Source organism: Hymenobacter lapidiphilus, from assembly GCF_003417065.2.
Lineage (GTDB): Bacteria > Bacteroidota > Bacteroidia > Cytophagales > Hymenobacteraceae > Hymenobacter.
Window position 1 is genome coordinate 17,687 of record NZ_QVLT01000028.1, and the last position, 17,796, is coordinate 35,482.

12 protein-coding genes are annotated in these 17,796 nt (G+C 60.7%); 10 read left to right on the top strand and 2 right to left on the bottom strand.

The genetic code is table 11. The features are described from left to right. Window positions 1-57: 57 nt before the first annotated feature. Entirely contained in the window at window positions 58-888 is an 831-nt protein-coding gene (locus tag D0N36_RS14585; protein ID WP_116942592.1) for a DUF1206 domain-containing protein, read from the top strand. Window positions 889-966: 78 nt separating this feature from the next. On the opposite strand, the gene D0N36_RS14590 is transcribed toward D0N36_RS14585, so the two are convergent. Next, complete coding sequence (locus tag D0N36_RS14590; RefSeq protein WP_116942593.1) at window positions 967-2,184, bottom strand: NAD(P)-dependent oxidoreductase; 1,218 nt, start codon at window positions 2,182-2,184, stop codon at window positions 967-969. 228 nt (window positions 2,185-2,412) lie between these two features. Here D0N36_RS14590 and gcvP point away from each other — a divergent pair, with 228 nt between their 5' ends. Further along, on the top strand, window positions 2,413-5,337 hold the full coding sequence (gcvP, locus tag D0N36_RS14595; RefSeq protein ID WP_116942626.1) for an aminomethyl-transferring glycine dehydrogenase: 2,925 nt from the start codon (window positions 2,413-2,415) through the stop codon (window positions 5,335-5,337). A gap of 262 nt (window positions 5,338-5,599) precedes the next feature. Here gcvP and D0N36_RS14600 read toward each other — a convergent pair whose 3' ends face one another. Further along, entirely contained in the window at window positions 5,600-6,118 is a 519-nt protein-coding gene (locus D0N36_RS14600) for a hypothetical protein (RefSeq protein ID WP_147320925.1), read from the bottom strand. Between the two features lie 332 nt (window positions 6,119-6,450). On the opposite strand from D0N36_RS14600, the gene D0N36_RS14605 reads away from it, so the two are divergent. The 8 genes from D0N36_RS14605 (at window position 6,451) to D0N36_RS14640 (ending at window position 16,842) form a co-directional block, all read left to right on the top strand. Continuing rightward, window positions 6,451-9,891, top strand: a complete 3,441-nt coding sequence (locus tag D0N36_RS14605; protein WP_116942595.1) for a DUF4175 family protein — start codon at window positions 6,451-6,453, stop codon at window positions 9,889-9,891. 51 nt (window positions 9,892-9,942) lie between these two features. Further along, a complete protein-coding gene (locus D0N36_RS14610) occupies window positions 9,943-10,410 on the top strand; it encodes an ATP-binding protein (protein ID WP_116942596.1) in 468 nt (155 codons plus the stop codon). 69 nt (window positions 10,411-10,479) lie between these two features. Next, a complete protein-coding gene (ybeY, locus tag D0N36_RS14615) occupies window positions 10,480-10,962 on the top strand; it encodes an rRNA maturation RNase YbeY (protein ID WP_116942597.1) in 483 nt (160 codons plus the stop codon). A gap of 70 nt (window positions 10,963-11,032) precedes the next feature. After that, entirely contained in the window at window positions 11,033-11,716 is a 684-nt protein-coding gene (locus tag D0N36_RS14620) for a GNAT family N-acetyltransferase (protein ID WP_116942598.1), read from the top strand. A gap of 195 nt (window positions 11,717-11,911) precedes the next feature. Next, a complete protein-coding gene (gene mnmG, locus D0N36_RS14625) occupies window positions 11,912-13,780 on the top strand; it encodes a tRNA uridine-5-carboxymethylaminomethyl(34) synthesis enzyme MnmG (protein ID WP_116942599.1) in 1,869 nt (622 codons plus the stop codon). A gap of 291 nt (window positions 13,781-14,071) precedes the next feature. Further along, window positions 14,072-14,965 (top strand): class I SAM-dependent methyltransferase, encoded by an 894-nt coding sequence (locus D0N36_RS14630; RefSeq protein WP_116942600.1) that lies wholly within the window; start codon window positions 14,072-14,074, stop codon window positions 14,963-14,965. A gap of 252 nt (window positions 14,966-15,217) precedes the next feature. Then, the gene (locus tag D0N36_RS14635; RefSeq protein WP_116942601.1) at window positions 15,218-16,459 is read left to right on the top strand and encodes an Ig-like domain-containing domain; all 1,242 of its coding nucleotides are present in this window, start codon (window positions 15,218-15,220) and stop codon (window positions 16,457-16,459) included. Continuing rightward, on the top strand, window positions 16,456-16,842 hold the full coding sequence (locus D0N36_RS14640) for a hypothetical protein (protein ID WP_116942602.1): 387 nt from the start codon (window positions 16,456-16,458) through the stop codon (window positions 16,840-16,842). The genes D0N36_RS14635 and D0N36_RS14640 overlap by 4 nt, the downstream gene beginning before the upstream one ends. The last annotated feature ends 954 nt before the right edge of the window (window positions 16,843-17,796 follow it).

Consider the following 17,796-nt stretch of genomic DNA (forward strand, 5'->3'; position numbering starts at 1 on the left):
TCATTCTGTTCCGGCAACGGCACAATGGTCATTGTAACCTCAGCAAGCAGCTAACTCATGACACTTTCCGACACCCTTTCGAACACCCTGCCCGCCAATTCGCAGTCGAGGGGCCTACGGACGCTGGCTCGCCTGGGATTCGCCGCCAAAGGCACCGTTTATGGGCTGATGGGCATGTTGGCCCTGCTGGCGGCCACCGGACAGCAGGAAGGCCAGACGGCCGACAAGAAACAGGCCGTTCAGACGTTGCAGAGCCTGCCCGGCGGCCCCGTGTTGCTGGGGCTTATTGCGCTGGGGCTGCTCGCCTACATTGTGTGGCGGGTGGTGCAGGCAGTGCGCGACACCGAAGACAAAGGCAGCGACACTGCCGGCATTGCACGGCGCCTGGGCTACGCCGCCAGCGGCTTGGTGTATGCCAGCCTGGCCTGGTATGCCGCCCAGCTGGCCCTAAGCGGCTCGGCCGACAGCAGCGGTAACGCCCAGCAAACCCTCACGGCCCGGGTGCTGGCCTGGCCCGGCGGCGACTGGATTATTATGCTGGTAGGAGTAGCCACTATCGGGGTTGGCCTTTACCAATTTTACCAGGCGTATTCCGGCAGGTTCCACAAGCATGTGCAGGGCAGCGACATTCCGGGCGGCCAGCAGAACACGGTGTACCGGCTGGGGCAAATAGGCTACACGGCCCGGGGCATTGTGCTGGGCATCATCGGCTACTTCTTCATCCAGGCCGGTCAACAGTCGCGCGCCACGGCCGTTGGCAGCACCGATGAGGCGTTCGACCTGCTGGCCAGCATGGGGCCGGTGGTACTAGGCGTTGTGGCGCTGGGCCTGATGGCATACGGCCTCTACATGCTGGTGCAGGCCAAATACCCCGTACTAAAGGTGTAGGGCATGTTTTCATATTAACATAAGCGCGTCATCTGGCCTCGGCCGGATGACGCGCTTGTGTTAATATGAAAAGCGAACCTAATCGGCCACGTAGTCGGCCAGGTACTGGTAGCGGGGCAGGAGCTGGCCGGCACGGGCAATGGTGGCGCGCTCGATTACCTCATCGGGGCCGCCTTCGGCCAGCAGGTGGGGCAGCACGTGGGAGATGAGCTGGCGGGCGAAGTCACGCGAGGCGTTGCGGGGCAGCTCGCAGGGCAGGTTGTCAACGGCCATCACCGTGAGGTGCCCGGGTGCGGAATAGGCGCGGGCCAGCTCGCCGGTGGCGGGGTTGTAGTCGTAGGCGGGCTCCTGGATGGTGGTGCTGCGGCGGGTGGTGGGCACCGAGCCGTCGATGTCGCAGGTAACGTCGGCAATGGTGTTGATGCGGAAATAGGGGCGGCGGGTGTCTTCCTCGGCAAACAGGCGCGGGGCCTGGGGGTGCCAGTAAGCGCAGGCAATCAGCAGGTCGGTAACGGGCAGGAAGTTCTGGAAGGTGCTCTCGTATTGCTCGGGGTGGCGGTGGAAATCGGGCGTATCCCAGACGCGGCCGTCGCGGCGGCGGTTGTAGTCGGAAGAGCGCAGCTGGGTATACACCGGCTCGTTGAAATCGAGGTAGAGGTAATCGTACACGCTCACCCGGCGAATTCCCATCAGCTCGAGCACCTCCACCGCGCCCTGGGCCACGCGGCCGGTGCCGGTTACCACTATTTTGATGGGCGGCAGCTTTTTCACCTTGAAAAACTCCTCCTGCATATCCTCCATATCCACGCACTCGTAGGCGGGCTTGAGCTGGAACAGGTCGTGCTTACGGCCGTAGGTGAGCAGGCCGTTGTAGGCGCCTACAATGCCCGCCCAGCGCCCAAACGCCACAATGCGCTGGCCCTGCTCGTCGGTGAGCAGCTCGTAATCGATGAGCGTGATGTTGCGGGCCAGCACCTGGCGCAGCAGCTCGCGGTTGGCGGGCTGCTTCTTGATGGTGTGGGAAAAGAAGCAGTAGGTTTTGTTAGGCAGCAGGTCGGCCACCGGCACTTCCTTCACGCCCATCAACACGTCGCAGTCGGCCACGCTAGGGCGCACCTCCAGGCCCACATCGCGGTACTCCTGGTCGGCAAAAGCGCGAATTTCGCTCTGCTGGGCTACTATCGTCAGGCCCGGAAAATGGTCCTGGGCCTCGATGCACTTTTTGGGAGTAAGCGGAACGCGCTTATCGGGGGGCGTTTTGCCTTCGCGCAGCAGACCGATGGTAAGAGTAGGCATAAGCAGTAGTTGGATGGGATGGGGCTTAAAGGTAGCAAGCCCACCCAAGTTGCGGGCAGTTTATAGTGGCTCTGCGGCCGTGGCCAGTCACAGAATCCGAAATGCGCCTGCTTCTGGCAGCGGCGGCAAACATTTGCCCGCTTATCGGTTTAAGGGTGAAGCCTTTTCGCGCTACCTTTGTTGGAGGTTCTACCCAAGCCTTTCGTTGCCACCCTCATCCACCTCTTTATGTTGCTGAAGACCAAGCCCGCCGATGTGTTCGTGGACCGCCACAATGGACCCGATGCAACCGGCGTAGCCGAAATGCTACGTGTTATCGGCGTCGAGTCGATTGACCAGCTCATCGACGAAACCGTGCCGGCGGCCATCCGTCTCAAAAAGCCGCTGAACCTACCTACGGCCCTCACGGAGCGGGCTTTTCTAGCCAAGTTCAAAGGCATTGCCGAGAAGAACCAGCTGTTCAAGAACTACATCGGCCTGGGCTACCACCCTACCCAGCTGCCGGCTGTTATTCAGCGCAACATCCTCGAGAATCCGGGCTGGTACACGGCCTACACGCCTTACCAGGCCGAAATTGCCCAGGGTCGCCTCGAAGCCCTCATCAACTACCAGACGATGGTGATGGAGCTCACGGGCCTCGATATTGCCAACGCCAGCCTGCTCGACGAAGGCACTGCCGCCGCCGAGACGCTGCACATGTTCCACTCGCTCAGCAAGAAGAAGAACGCCACGCGCTACTTCGTCTCCGAGCAGGTGCTGCCCCAGACCATCGACGTACTGCGCACCCGCGCCACGCCGCTGGGCATTGAACTGGTTATTGGCGACCACCGCACCGCCGACCTTGCCGACGAGTCGTTTTTCGGCGCTATCCTGCAGTACCCGGCCGCCGACGGCGCCGTGTACGACTACACCGACTTCATTACCAAGGCCCACGAGCACAACCTGTTCGTGACCGTAGCGGCCGATTTGCTGTCGCTGACGCTGCTCACGCCTCCCGGCGAGATGGGCGCCGACGCCGTGGTGGGTAACTCGCAGCGCTTCGGCGTGCCGATGGGCTACGGCGGCCCGCACGCTGGTTTCCTGGCCACCCGCGACCAGTTCAAGCGCGTGATTCCGGGCCGCATTATCGGCCAGAGCATCGATGCGGCCGGCAACAAGGCCTACCGCATGGCTTTGCAAACCCGCGAGCAGCACATCCGCCGCGAGAAGGCTACCAGCAACATCTGTACTGCCCAGGTTCTCTTGAGTGTGCTGGCCGGCATGTACGCCGTGTACCACGGCCCCCAGCGCCTGCGCCAGTTCGCCAGTAACATCCACGCCCAGGCCCAGGTATTGGCCGGCGCCTTGGGTGAGCTGGGCCTGAACCAGCGCAACGAGTTCTACTTCGATACGCTCGACATCAAGCTGGAAAGCGAGGAGCTGCAGAACGCGGTGAAGAAAGAAGCCGAAGCCGCCCGCATCAACTTCCGCTATTTCTCCGAGCACGGCACACCCCGCGTGGGCATCTCGCTCAACCAGAATACCGAAATTGAGGACGTGCAGGACATCGTGGCCGTGTTTGCCAAGGTGCTCGGTAAGGACGCGCCCCAAGTGGAGCTGCCCACCGAGGTGGACGTGAACTGGGACGACGTGCTGATTCGCAAGAGCGACTACCTGACGCACCCCATCTTCAACACCCACCACTCCGAGCATGAGATGCTGCGCTACATGAAGCAGCTCGAAAACAAGGACCTGAGCCTGGCACACTCCATGATTGCGCTCGGCTCGTGTACCATGAAGCTCAACGCCACGGCCGAGATGATTCCGGTTACCTGGCCCGAAATCGGCAACCTGCACCCGTTCGCGCCCCGCGAGCAGGCCCAGGGCTACGCCGAAATCTTCGCCGACCTGGAGAAGTGGCTGTGCGAGGTGACTGGCTTTGATGCCGTATCGTTGCAGCCCAACTCGGGCGCTCAGGGCGAGTACGCCGGCCTGCTGGCCATCAAAGGCTACCACGATTCGCGCGGCGACCAACACCGCAACGTGGCCCTGATTCCGGCTTCGGCCCACGGCACCAACCCCGCGTCGGCCGTTATGGCCGGCATGCAGGTGGTAGTGGTGAAGAGCACCGAGGATGGCAACATCGACGTGGCCGATCTGGAGGCCAAAGCCACCCAGTACGCCGACAAGCTGAGCTGCCTGATGGTGACGTACCCCAGCACCCACGGCGTGTATGAGGAAACCATCATCGATATCTGCCAGACCATCCACAACCACGGCGGCCGGGTATACATGGACGGCGCCAATATGAATGCCCAGGTGGGCCTTACCTCGCCCGCCATCATCGGGGCCGACGTGTGCCACCTGAACCTGCACAAAACGTTCTGCATCCCGCATGGCGGCGGCGGACCCGGCGTGGGCCCCATCGGCGTAGTAGCCGACTTGGCGCCCTTCCTGCCCGGCCACGTGCTGATTGACGCAGACGGCCGCACGGCCAGCGCCGTTTCGTCGGCGCCGTGGGGTTCGGCCAGCATTCTGCCCATCAGCTACGCCTACATCAACATGATGGGCGGCGAGGGGCTGACGGAAGCCACGCGCATTGCTATTCTGAACGCTAACTACATCAAGGCCAAGCTAGAGGAGCACTACCCGGTGCTTTACACCGGCGCCAATGGCCGTTGCGCCCACGAGATGATTCTGGATTGCCGCCAGTTCAAAAAGGCCGGCATCGAGGTGGAAGACATTGCCAAGCGCCTGATGGACTACGGTTTCCACGCGCCTACGGTAAGCTTCCCGGTAGCCGGTACGCTGATGGTGGAGCCTACCGAAAGCGAAAGCAAGGAGGAGCTGGACCGCTTCATTGAAGCCATGATTTCCATTCGCATGGAGGTAGCAGAGGTAGAAGAAGGCCGCGCCGATGCCAAGGATAACCTGCTCAAGCACGCCCCGCACACGGCGGCCACCGTGCTCGTGCACGACTGGACGCGCCCCTACTCGCGCGAGCAGGCCGTGTACCCCACCGAGTACGCCCGCGCCTACAAGTTCTGGCCGTCCGTGTCGCGCATCGACTCGGCCTACGGCGACCGGAACCTCATCTGCTCCTGCACCTCGGTGGATGAGTACGTGGACGCCGAAGAGCAGCTCGTACAGGCCGACAAAGGCCCGTCATATTAGGGCTTAGGGCTTAGGGCTTAGGGCTTAAAATGTATGTAGAAGGTCCCGCAACGATTGTTGCGGGACCTTTCTTTTTGGCCGATTGAGCCAATAACCGCAAGGGTGTAGAAACGCATCCTTGCGTCTCTACACCCTTGCGGACAACCCTGCAAATCCTATAAACTGGCAACTGCCCCAATAGCCAGTGCAACGGTCAGGCCCAATCCTAAGCCAGCCCATACTTGGGCGGGCGTGTGGGCATCGAGGACCAGCCGGGCGCGGCTTACGGCAGCGGCCAAAACCGCGCAGCCGACCAGCCACCAGAGGCCGGCGGTCTGCTGTTGCTGCTGAGATGCAGCAGCAACAGCAGACCAAACGCGCCACCCACACCCACGCTGTGGGCCGAAATTTTCCAGCGGAGCGTGATGAAAAACGTCAGCAGTACGACCAGCGTCATGCCCGCCATAATCCAGCCGAACAGCGCATCAAATTGACCCGGCCGGTAGAGCAGCGCGGTGGCGGTGGCGAAACCCACGACGGCCAGTAGCAGCGGTATGGTCCGTTGCTGCCGCTGCCGCAGCTCCACCGAATCGGCGTAGCCCAGCTGCACGAGTAAAGCGGTGCCCAGTCCGGGCAGGCCCAGCGTGCAGGCGGCCACGATGCCCATTACCAGCCCCCTGCCCGAGGCGGTAGGTATCAGCACCACACCGGGCAGCTGGTAGCACACGATGTAAAACAGATAAAGCGGTACCAGCAGCGGATGAAACACCGCCGACAGCACCAAGGCCAACAGTCGGGGCACGAGCCGGGAGAGACAAATGAGGAAGGCACCAAAGGTACGCCTATGTTGAGCTGTTAGCTGAGAGCCATTAGCTACTAGCTTTGACTGAGAGAACGGGGGCTGACAGCTAACGGCTCTCGGCTAGCAGCTAACCAAAAAGGAACCTGTTACCCCATTTCCATTGTCCGTCTTACACTGCCTGACGGGGCGAAAGTTGTATCTTTCCCGGACCTGAATCGGGCAGCTAAAAGGTCGAACTGACGTCTCTTGCACAAAAGACTTTGTAATTTGTTGTCAGCCAGAACAAAGCTAACGGCTAGTAGCTGACAGCTAATAGCTTACTGAATACGTTTATGGGAGTGGAGCAAGACCCCGCGACGACCCGGGCTTTGGACGATGTGCTGGCCCGCCTCGATGCGTTTAAGCGAAAGTTTTACCTCAGCTTGCTGGTGCGCGGGGCCCTGGTGGCCGGCGGCTTGCTGCTGAGCCTGTTTCTGGTGTTCAACCTACTCGAATACTTCCTCTACCTACCCACCTGGGTGCGGGCCGGGCTGCTGTTTGGGTTCGTGGGAGGCATGGTGTACGCCTTCGTGCGCTGGATTTGGCAGCCGCTGGCGGCCCTTACGCACCTGCGCCGCATGCTCAGCGACGAGCAAGCCGCCCGCCGGGTGGGGGAGCTGTTCCCCGACGTGCAGGATAAGCTGCTTAACGCGCTGCAGTTGCGCGGACAGGCCCAGGAAAACGCGCTGCTGGCCGCCAGTCTGGAGCAGCGGGCCGGGCAGCTGCGGGGCGTTGAGTTTTCGCAGGGAATTGATATTCAGCGCCAGACGCGGCCGCTGTGGAAGTACGTGGCCGTGCCCGCGGGCGTGGTGGCGGTGCTGCTGCTGGCTTACCCGGCTTTTTTCGTGCAGGGTACCGGCCGCATCCTCAACTACAACCAGAAATACAGTCCGCCCGCGCCGTTTACGTTTGTGGTGGAGAATAAGAGCCTGACCGCATTCAAGGGCGAGGATTTCAGCCTGAACGTGACGGTGGAAGGGGAGGTGCTACCCAACGAAATCAGCATTCAGTACGAGGGCAAGGAGCGCCGCCTGACCCGCGAAACCGGTAACCATTTCCGCTACGACTTCAAGCAGCTGCGCCAGAACGTGGACTTCCAGCTGGCCGCGGCGGGCTTTTCGTCTTCCGAATACAAGCTGAAGGTAAAGGCCCGGCCTAACCTGCGCGACTTCGCCATCCGGGCCGTGTACCCGGCCTACGTGGGCCGGCCGGCCGAAACCATCCGCAACACCGGCAACCTGACGGTGCCCGAGGGCACGGAACTGCGCTGGGAGTTCCAGACCGAAGCCACCGACCAGCTGCAGCTAAACTTCCAGAACCCGGCCGAAACCGTGGCCGCCACGCCTGACGAGGCTGCCGCTGGCCAGTTTTATCTGCGCCGCCGGGCCCGCCGGAGCCAGAACTACGCCGTACGCCTGCGCAACGCCGCCAGCCCCAACCGCGACCCGATTGAGTACCAACTGACCGTTGTTGCGGACGCGGTGCCCGAGGTGACGCTCGAAAGCTTTCAGGATACCACGGCCCGGCAGTTTCTGGCTTTGGGCGGCAACCTGCGCGACGACTACGGCTTCTCGCGCCTGCAGCTGCACTACCGCATCCTCGGCAAGAACAACCCGAACGCCGCCTACCAGACCCGCGCCCTACCGCTGGGCGCGGGCCCCAGCCAGAGCTACGCCTACGCCTGGGACGTGCGCCGGCTCAGCTTGAAGCCCGGCGACCGGCTTGAATACTTTGTGCAGGTGTGGGACAACGACGGCGTGAACGGGGCCAAGCCCGGCCGGAGCCGGGTGGCCGAGTTCCGGCTGCCCTCGCGCACCGAGCAGCGCCAGCAACTGGCTTCCCAGAGCCAGGCCATGCAGAGCGAGCTGAGCCAGGCGGCCCAGGACTCGAAGAAGATGGAGCGCGAGTTGGCCAAGGCCCAGGACAAGCTGAAAGTGAAGCGCGACCTCAACTTCCAGGACCGCAAGCAGCTCAAGGACATGCTCGATGGCAAGCAGCAGATGGACCAGGCCCTGGCCGACCTCAAGCGCCAGTTCGAGCAGTTGCAGGAGCAGCAGAACCAGCTCGACCCGCAGAAAAACGAGGAGTTGGCCGAGAAAGCCAAGGAGCTGCAGAAGCTGATGGACGACCTGCTCGACCCCGAAACCAAGAAGCTCTATGAGGAGCTGCGCAAGCTGCTCGAACAGCAGGAAGACCAGAATCAGCCCGACATTCAGAAACTATTGCAGCAGCTCGAAAACAAGGAAAACACCCTGCAGAAGGAGCTGGAGCGGGCCCTCGAAATGTTCAAGCAGTTGCGGTTTGAACAGAAGCAGGACCAGGCCCTCGAAAAGCTCCAGCAACTGGCCCAGGAGCAGCAGAAACTAGCCGAGCAAACCGAGAAGAACGACAAGCAGAACCCCGACAATAAGCTCAGCAACGAGCAACAGAAAGCCAAGAACGAAGACCTCAAAAACCAGCAGACCGAGCAGCAGCAGAAGTTTGAGGAGGTGAAGGAAGACCTCAAAAATCTCAAGGAACTAGACAAGCAACTCGACGGCGAAAACGGAGCCGACGAGATGAAGCAGGACCAGCAGGAGGTGGACCAGCAGCAGCAGCAAAGCCAGCAGCAGCTGGGTAAAAACCAGAACCAGAAGGCTTCCCAAAGCCAGAGCAAGGCTGCCCAGAAGATGCAGCAGATGGCTCAGCAAATGCAGCAGCAAATGGAGCAGGAGGAATCGGACCAGCAACAGGAGAACATTGACGACCTGCGCGACATCCTCGAAAACCTGCTCAAGCTCAGCTTCGATGAGGAGGGCCTTATGCAGCAGTTCCGGCAGGTGGACCAGAGCGACCCGCGCTTCGTGCAGCTCGGCCAGACCCAGCGCAAGCTCAAAGACGACGCCCGCGTAGTGCAGGATTCGCTGTACGCGCTGGCCAGCCGCGTTTCCCAGATTAAGAGCTTCGTGACCCGCGAGGTGGGCGAGATGAACGGCCGCATGGACGAGGCGCTCGACCAGATAAAACAGCGCAATGTGGGCCGGGCCACCAGCTCGCAGCAGCAGGCCATGACCAGCATGAACAACCTGGCCCTGATGCTCAACGATGCCCTGCAGCAGATGCAGCAGCAGCAGCGCGAAAGCCAGAGCCAGCAACAGATGCAGGGTGGGGGCAAGCCGGGCCGCAAGAAGAAAAAGGGTAGCTCGGCCGGCGAGGGCCAGATGGGCCGCATGCAGCAACAACTCAATCAGCAGATTCAGCAGCTCCAGCAGAGTGGTAAAACCGGCCGGGCGCTATCCGAGGAGCTGGCCAAGCTGGCCGGCCAGCAGCAGATGCTGCGCCAAGCAATGCAGGAGCTGGAGAAAATGCAGGGCAACAAGCCCGGCGGTGGCAAACCCAACCCCAACAAGGACGGGCAGGGCCAGGACGGCGCCGGTGGCCTCGGCGACATCAAGAAAATGATGGAACAAACCGAAACCGACCTCGTAAACAAACGGCTGACGGAGCAAACCGTTATGCGCCAGCGCCAAATCCTGACCCGCCTGCTCGAAGCCGAGAAATCGGCCCGCGAGCGGGACCAGGATGATAAGCGCGAAGCCCAGACGGCCCAGCAACGTCCGCCTGTTTTTCCGCCCGCTTTCCAGCAGTACCAGCGCCAGCAAACCCGCCAAACCGAGTTGCTTCGCGCCGTTCCTCCTACCCTCACCCCGTACTATCAGCGTAAGGTGAGCGAGTATTTTCAGCAAATGAAGTAGCGTTCTGCTATTTTTACCTTTTACCCGCCGCCCTTCTCTTTTTTACCCAGTATGAAGCAGGTTAAAATTCAAATTCCTTCGCTCGTTGAGAACATCCGCGTGGTGGAGAGCTTTATCGACAACTCGAAGGATACGTTTCACATCGACGACGATATTTACGGTAACATTATGGTGGCCGTCACCGAGGCCGTCAACAACGCCATCCGTCACGGCAACAAGTTCGACAAGGATAAAAACGTACTGCTTTCGCTGCAGGTGGAGTCCGATCGGGTACGGTTTGAGATTGAGGATGAGGGCACCGGCTTCGATTACGAAAATCTGCTTGACCCGACGGCGCCCGAAAACATCGAGAACCCCGGGGGCCGCGGCATCTTCCTCATCCGCCACCTCGCCGATGAAGTAGAATTCAACAAGGACGGCCGCCATGTGCTGCTCACCTTCCTGCTGTCCAGTTCCGCGGCCGACGCCGAGGAGCGCCACTCAACCATCAACGGCGCTGAAGCGCCGGCTGCCCGCTAGGCTTTAACCAGGCCGGGTTTTGCTTTTTTTGTTTACTGATTTTCCGTTCCACCCCCGTTTTCGGCTTTCATGAGCGACCTGCCCACTGAGTTCGATGAGTTAGATGAGCCGGGACCCGATGCCGAATCGCATGGCATCGAGTTTATGGTGGAGGAGGTGAATTTCGAGCTCGACGACGCCCGCGAACTAACCTCCTGGATTGAGCGTGTGGCCGAAGTGCACGAGCACGAAATCGTGCAGCTCACCTACATCTTCTGCTCCGACGAGTACCTGCACAAAGTGAACGTGGAGTACCTCGACCACGATACTTACACCGACGTCATCTCGTTCGACAACGCCGACGACGCCGATATGCTCGAAGGCGACATCTTTATCTCGGTAGACCGGGTACGCGAAAACGCCGTCACCCACGGCGTCACTTTCCGCGACGAGCTGCACCGCGTCATGATTCATGGCGTGCTGCATCTGCTCGGCTACGCCGATAAGGACCTGCTCAGCCAGACCGCCATGCGCAAAAAGGAAGATGACTGCCTGCTGCTCCGCACGTTTTAATCTTCTCTTCGTCTGATTTGAAAACGCCTGCCGAAACGCGGGCGTTTTTTGTTCTACTGGCACACCCCATATGTCCGCCACGCCGCCGCTTGTCATTCCGGGCCGGGCCCTGGATTTTTACCTGGGCCAGGGCTATTACCGCATGCATCAGGACCTTTTTACCTGTATGTTTCTGCCCGTGGAGAACGAGGTGTACACCGTACACTGGCTCCGTATGGTGCTGGCCCATGTGGAATACGGCCCAGTTCAGCGCCGCCTGTTGCGCCAGGCCGAGCGGTTCACGCTTCAGCTACGGCCTTTCGAGCTTACAGTCGAGTTGGAAGAACTCTACGCCCGCTACCGCCAGAGCATCCGCTTCGACGCGCCCGATACGGTGGAAACCTTCCTGCTGAACGGGGCCACCCACAACGTGTTCCAGACCGAAGTGCTGGAAGTGCGCGACGCGGGCCGGCTGGTGGCGGCCGGCATCTTCGACAGCGGGGAGCGCACGATGGCCGGCATCATGAACTTCTACGACCCCGAATACCGCAAATTCAGCCTGGGCAAGGTGCTGATGCTGCTGAAGATGGAGGAGGCCCGCCGCCGCAATTACACGCACTACTACCCCGGTTACGTGGTCCACGGCTACCCCAAGTTCGATTACAAGTTGTTCCCCTGCCCGGCCGCCACGGAGGTATTTGACTGCCTGCGGGAAGAGTGGCACCCATTTTCTTGGGAGCGAGTGAATACTCAGAACGCGCTACTATCTTCCTGATTGATTTCACGCAGAGTCTCGCAGTGGGTGACGCAGTGTTTCGGGGTGGTCGTTCACTGCGAAACACTGCGTCATCCACCCCGAGACACTGCGTGAAAAGCATCGACACCGTGAAGGACTCCCATTTAAAAGGCGGTAAATTTGCGGCTGTCAATCCGCGTTGAACTCTTTCCGGCGCAGGCAGATTAACCAACTATGTTTCAGCAAGAAGAATACGATGTGATTGTGGTGGGCGCGGGCCACGCGGGCTGTGAGGCCGCCGCCGCCGCCGCCACGCTGGGTTCCAAGGTCCTACTCGTGACCATGAACATGAACACCATTGCCCAGATGTCGTGCAACCCGGCGATGGGCGGCGTGGCTAAGGGGCAGATTGTGCGCGAGGTGGATGCGCTGGGTGGGTTGTCGGGCATCATCACCGACAAAACCATGATTCAGTTCCGGATGCTGAACCGCTCCAAAGGCCCCGCAATGTGGAGCCCGCGGGCGCAATCGGACCGGATGCGCTTTGCCGAGGAGTGGCGCCTGGCGCTGGAGCAAACGCCCAACGTGGATTTCTGGCAGGAGGCCGTAACTGGTTTGCTGGTGGAAGGCGGCGTGTGCGTGGGCGTGAAAACCCAGCTCGGCATCGAGTTCCGGGCCAAGTCGGTGGTGCTCACCAACGGCACCTTCCTCAACGGCCTCATCCACATCGGCGAGAAGCAGTTTGGCGGGGGCCGCATGGCCGAGAAGGGCAGCACCGGCCTCACCGAGCAGCTATTGGAGCTGGGCTTCGAGGCAGGCCGCATGAAAACCGGTACCCCACCCCGCGTGGACGGCCGCAGCCTTGATTATAGTAAGATGGAAGCCCAGCCCGGCGACGAGGTGCCCGGCAAGTTCAGCTACCTCGACACGCCCACGCTGCCCAAGCAGCGGCCCTGCTATATCACGTACACCAACCCCGAGGTCCACGAAATCCTGAAGGAGGGCTTCGAGAAGTCGCCCATGTTTCAGGGACGTATTAAGGGGCTGGGGCCGCGCTACTGCCCGAGCGTGGAGGACAAAATCAACCGCTTCGCCGACAAGGACCGCCACCAGATTTTCGTGGAGCCCGAGGGCTGGAACACGGTGGAAGTGTACGTGAACGGCTTTTCGAGCAGCCTGCCCGAAGACGTGCAGTACCGCGCTTTGCGTAAAATCGTGGGCTTCGAGAATGCCAAGATGTTCCGCCCCGGCTACGCCATCGAGTACGACTACTTCCCGCCCACCCAGCTCCACCTGACGTTGGAAACCAAGCGGGTGGCCAACCTGTATTTCGCGGGCCAGATAAACGGCACCACCGGCTACGAGGAGGCCGCTTGCCAGGGCCTGATGGCCGGCATCAACGCTCACCGCAAGGTGCACGGCGAGGCCCCGTTCGTGCTTTCGCGCAGTCAGGCTTATATCGGTGTGCTCATTGATGACCTGGTGAACAAGGGCACCGACGAGCCCTACCGCATGTTCACGAGCCGCGCCGAGCACCGCCTGCTACTGCGCCAGGACAACGCCGACCTGCGCCTGACGCCGCTGGGCTACGAACTGGGCCTGGCCTCGGAGGAGCGCATGCAGCTGGTGCGCGAAAAGGAGCAGCAGACCCAAGAAGTAGCCAAGATTCTGAAGAATTTCGGCGTCGAAGCGGTAGAAATCAACGGCTGGCTCACGGAAATGGGCTCGGCTGAAATCAGTGAGAAAACCCGGGCCGTAAACCTGCTGCGCCGCCCCGGCGTGGAGCTGCCGGCCCTGGCTCAGGCGCTGCCCGGCCTCGCGCTGGCTCTGGCCCCCTACCGCCCCGATGCGCTGGAGCAAGCCGAAATTTTGGTGAAGTACGAGGCCTATCTCGAAAAGGAGCACCAGCAGGCCGCCCGCATGCAGGAGCTGGAGAACTTCATCATCCAGGGCCGCCTCGATTACCAGGCTATGCCTGCCCTCTCGCACGAGGCCCGCGAAAAGCTGCTCAAGATTCAGCCCGAAACCCTGGGCCAAGCCAGCCGCATCAGCGGCGTGAGCCCGGCCGATGTGTCGGTGTTGATGGTGTATTTGGGCCGGTAGGTCGGGAACCGGAAAGCGCAAGAACGGTCATTCTGAGCAGCGCGAAGAATCTCGCGTGCCAAAGTAATCCCTTACAACAGGGTTACTACTGCACGCGAGATTCTTCGCGCTGCTCAGAATGACAGCTAGCTCTGGTTCCGCTTTGAATGACCGTTCTTTTTAAGCCTACCAGCGGCCGCAGTTTCATTCGGATTCTGCGGCGCTTTGGTTTTGTACCTTCGCCTTGTGGCTGGCTTTTCGATGTACACCACTCGTGGCAATCAGCAAAATCAAATTAATTAGCGAGAATCAGTGATTTACGAACGGTTGGATGAGTGCCCGGTGTGCGGCAAAACGGAACTGCGCAACAAGCTGGTGGTGGAGGATAAGTCGGTGAGCCGCGAGAGTTTTGCCATTCAGCAGTGCGCGGCCTGCACGTTCCAGTTCACCAACCCCCGGCCCGACGCGGCTCATATCGGGCGCTATTACGAGTCGGACGAGTACGTGTCGCACAATAGCGGAGCGGGCGGTATTATCAACCAGGCCTACAAAGTAGCGCGTGTGTTTACCATGCGCCGCAAGGTAGGGCTGCTCAATAAACTGGTACCGGCCAAGGGCAAATTGTTCGATTACGGCTGCGGCACGGGCCACTTTCTGGCCGCCGCCAAGACCGATGGCTGGCAGGTAGCCGGCTGGGAGCCCAACGTCGGGGCCCGCGAGGAGGCCAGCCGGCGCGTGGGCCAGCCCATCGGCCTGGCCGGGCTGGTCAATTTCCAGGAGGCTTCCTTCGACGCCATCACGCTCTGGCACGTGCTCGAACACGTGCACGAGCTCAACAGTACGCTCAAACAGCTCATCCGGCTGCTACGGCCCGGCGGTACGCTGGTTATTGCCGTGCCCAACGTAGAAAGCCTCGATGCCCAGCACTACGGTCCCGACTGGGCTGCCTACGATGTGCCCCGTCACCTCTACCATTTCAGCCCCAAAACCATGAAGCTGCTGCTTAAAAAGCACCGGCTGCAGGTGGAGCAGGAGCTGCCCATGCCGCTGGATGCCTATTACGTGAGTATGCTCAGCGAAAAGCACCGGGGCAGCCAGCGCGGTGGCCTGCTCTCGGTTTTGAAAACCGGCTATAACTCCAACCAGTACGCTGCCCGCCACGAGGGCCAGTACAGCAGCGTGATGTACGTAGCCCGCAAGCGGTAGGAGAGGGGAGTGGTTGAAACAGGGAGCCATTGCAGATAACGAGAACGTCATGCTGAGCGCAGCCGAAGCATCTCTACCGCAACACTAACCCCACCGTTTGATTGCCAGTGCAACGAAGCAGTAGAGATGCTTCGGCTGCGCTCAGCATGACGTTCTCGTTATCTGCAATGGCTTTCTGAACAACTGCAATTAGTTTTCCGGCACCATCGTTCTCAAAATCCGCGTACTCTTTACCAATCTGCAAAACCCACGATGCGCATAGCTTTCCTTCTGATTACGGCCGGAACCCTGGGCAGCTGCGCGGCCATCAGCTCGCCCGAGGGCGGTATCCGCGACACTACGCTGCCCAAGCTCATCAGCTCCACACCTGCCAATGGCGCCCGTAACGTAACGGGACAAAGTATCCGGCTGGATTTTTCGGAGCAGGTGCAGCTGACGGATCTGGCCAAGAACCTGCTCGTGGCTCCGGTGCTCGACCCGGCCAACACCTACAAAATCCGGGAAGACCGCACGTCCGTTACGCTCACTTTCGAGCAGCCTTTTAAGCCCAACACCACCTACTCGTTCAATTTCGGCGACGCCATCAGCGACATCACCGAAAAGAACAAGGCGGCCAACGTTTCGGTCAGCTTCAGCACCGGGGCCCAGCTCGATTCGGGCGCGGTTCGTGGCAGCGTGGTGGGCCTGCTCAGCCAGCAGCCAGCCGAGGGCGTATCGGTACTACTCTATCCCGAGGCCGATACCTCGGACATCAAGCGGGGCATACCCACGTACCTGGCCCGCACTGATAAGCAGGGCAATTTTGCCCTGCGCTACCTGAAGGAAGGCCGCTACCGCGCCTACGCGCTGGCCGACAAGAACCAGACGAACCGCTACGAGGAGCCCGAAGCCGTAGCCTACCGGCCCGGCGGCCAGCTGCTTACGGTGGGCCCCCGGCCCGACACGCTGCGCTTCGTGCTGACCAAGCCCGACAGCCGCCGCCCACTCGTTACGACCCAGAAAAGCTCGCCCACCGACCAGCGCATCAGCTACAACGAGGGCCTGCTGACGGCTACGCTCGCGCCGCTCGGCAGCGCGGCCGCCCCGCCGCCGCCGGCCCTGCAGGAAGCCCTGCAGCTGACCGAGCGCAACCGCACGGCTGTTCTTTACCGCACCGCCGCCCTCACCGAAGGCCGCTACCTGCTGGCCGCCACCGACAGCGCCGGCAACGTGGCCCGCGATACCATTGCCGTGAAGTTCGCCGAGCCTCCGCCGAAGGCGCCCAAGCCGGTGCCGGCCTATACCGTGGAAGGCAGCCCCAGGGAAGTGTACCGCCAGGGCCAGGTAAAGTTCGTGTTCACCGAGCCCATCCGGTTCGACCCCAAAAAGCCCATTGGTACGCTGGTGGAAGACTCGCTCAAGCGCCGCCCGCTACGCCTGCCGCAGGATGCAGCCTCAGTCCCGACCGCACCACGCTGGCTCTCACCCTCGATACCAAGGCCCAGAAAACGGTGACGCTGCTGCTCGACAGCACCGCCATCCAGAGCATTACGGACCGGCCGCTGGGGCTGCGGCCGCTCAAGCTCAAGGTAGTCGACCAGACCACGACCGGCACGCTCAGCGGCCCCATCCTGACCACCGCCAAACGCTACTGGGTGCAGCTACTCGACGAAAAGGGCCAGGTGCTGCTCAGCCTCGATACGCCCAAGGGCAACTACCGCTTCGATAACCTCGCACCCGCCACCTACCGCCTGCGCGTGCTCATCGACACCAACCAGGACGGCCGCTGGCAGGGCGGCGACCCGGACCTGAAAGCCGCGCCCGAGCCGGTTTTCCTCTTCCCCAAGCCCATCACCATCCGCTCGAACTTCGACAACGTGGAAACGCTGAGCTTCTGACGCGGCCCTTTAGGCCTCCACATCCTCAAAAAGCCCGAATCCGTCCTCCGGATTCGGGCTTTTGCTTTAGGACGGAGCAGGCAGAAGCAGTGTTTCTGTTCGGCGGTCCATTTGAGTGCCCCGGGTCGGTTTGTTTGGGGTGATAATTACCCCGATTCGGACAGCTGGCTATGGCTGGGTATTGACAATCGGGTCCGGCCAGCTTCCGGTGGGCAACCGGCCGGACATAGTCCTATTTTGCGCTATATAGAGGTCGGGCTTGAAAGATATCCACAGCGCAAATCGGCGGTTGGGTGCTGTCAGTGGCTTTTTACCAACCCCGGCCAGGGCTAATCCACATAGTTTTCCACGTCTGCAACGCCTGCACGCACAACCTGTGGATAAGAGTGGGGAAACATGGGGATAACACGTGGAGAAGTTGCGGACATCTTTTTTTGGTAGTTCGGCCGCTCCGACAGCCCTGTTATCCACTTGAGGGGTGGTGGATAAGGGTGGATAACTATCCCCCGAAAATCACACAATCCACATCGGTCCGGGGCTGTGGATTGTGGATATCGGGATAAGTCCTGTGGATTGTGAAAAACCTCGTTAATCGTCTGATAATAAATGTTTTATTATCCACACACCCTGTTGGCAGACGGTGGATAAGTCTGGTCTTGTACACATGTTATCCCGACCGTGGATAACTCTCTTTTCTTATCCACTTATCAACAGCCCTAACGATGGGGATTAAAAAGAATTATTTAAAAAAATATTTTTCAAAAGTTATTAAGCTTGTGGATAAGCGGGTTGGTTTCCGGAAATAGCCCGAACCCCGGCAGGAACTCAGGCAAGGTCGGGGACGGCCGGCGCAGGGCCAATGCGGCCGGGTTTGCGGGTTTCGCCGCAACCGGGGCAGCCCCCCCGAGCGAAGCCGCGTATATAGGGCGTTGCTCCTTGCCGGTTGTTACCCGG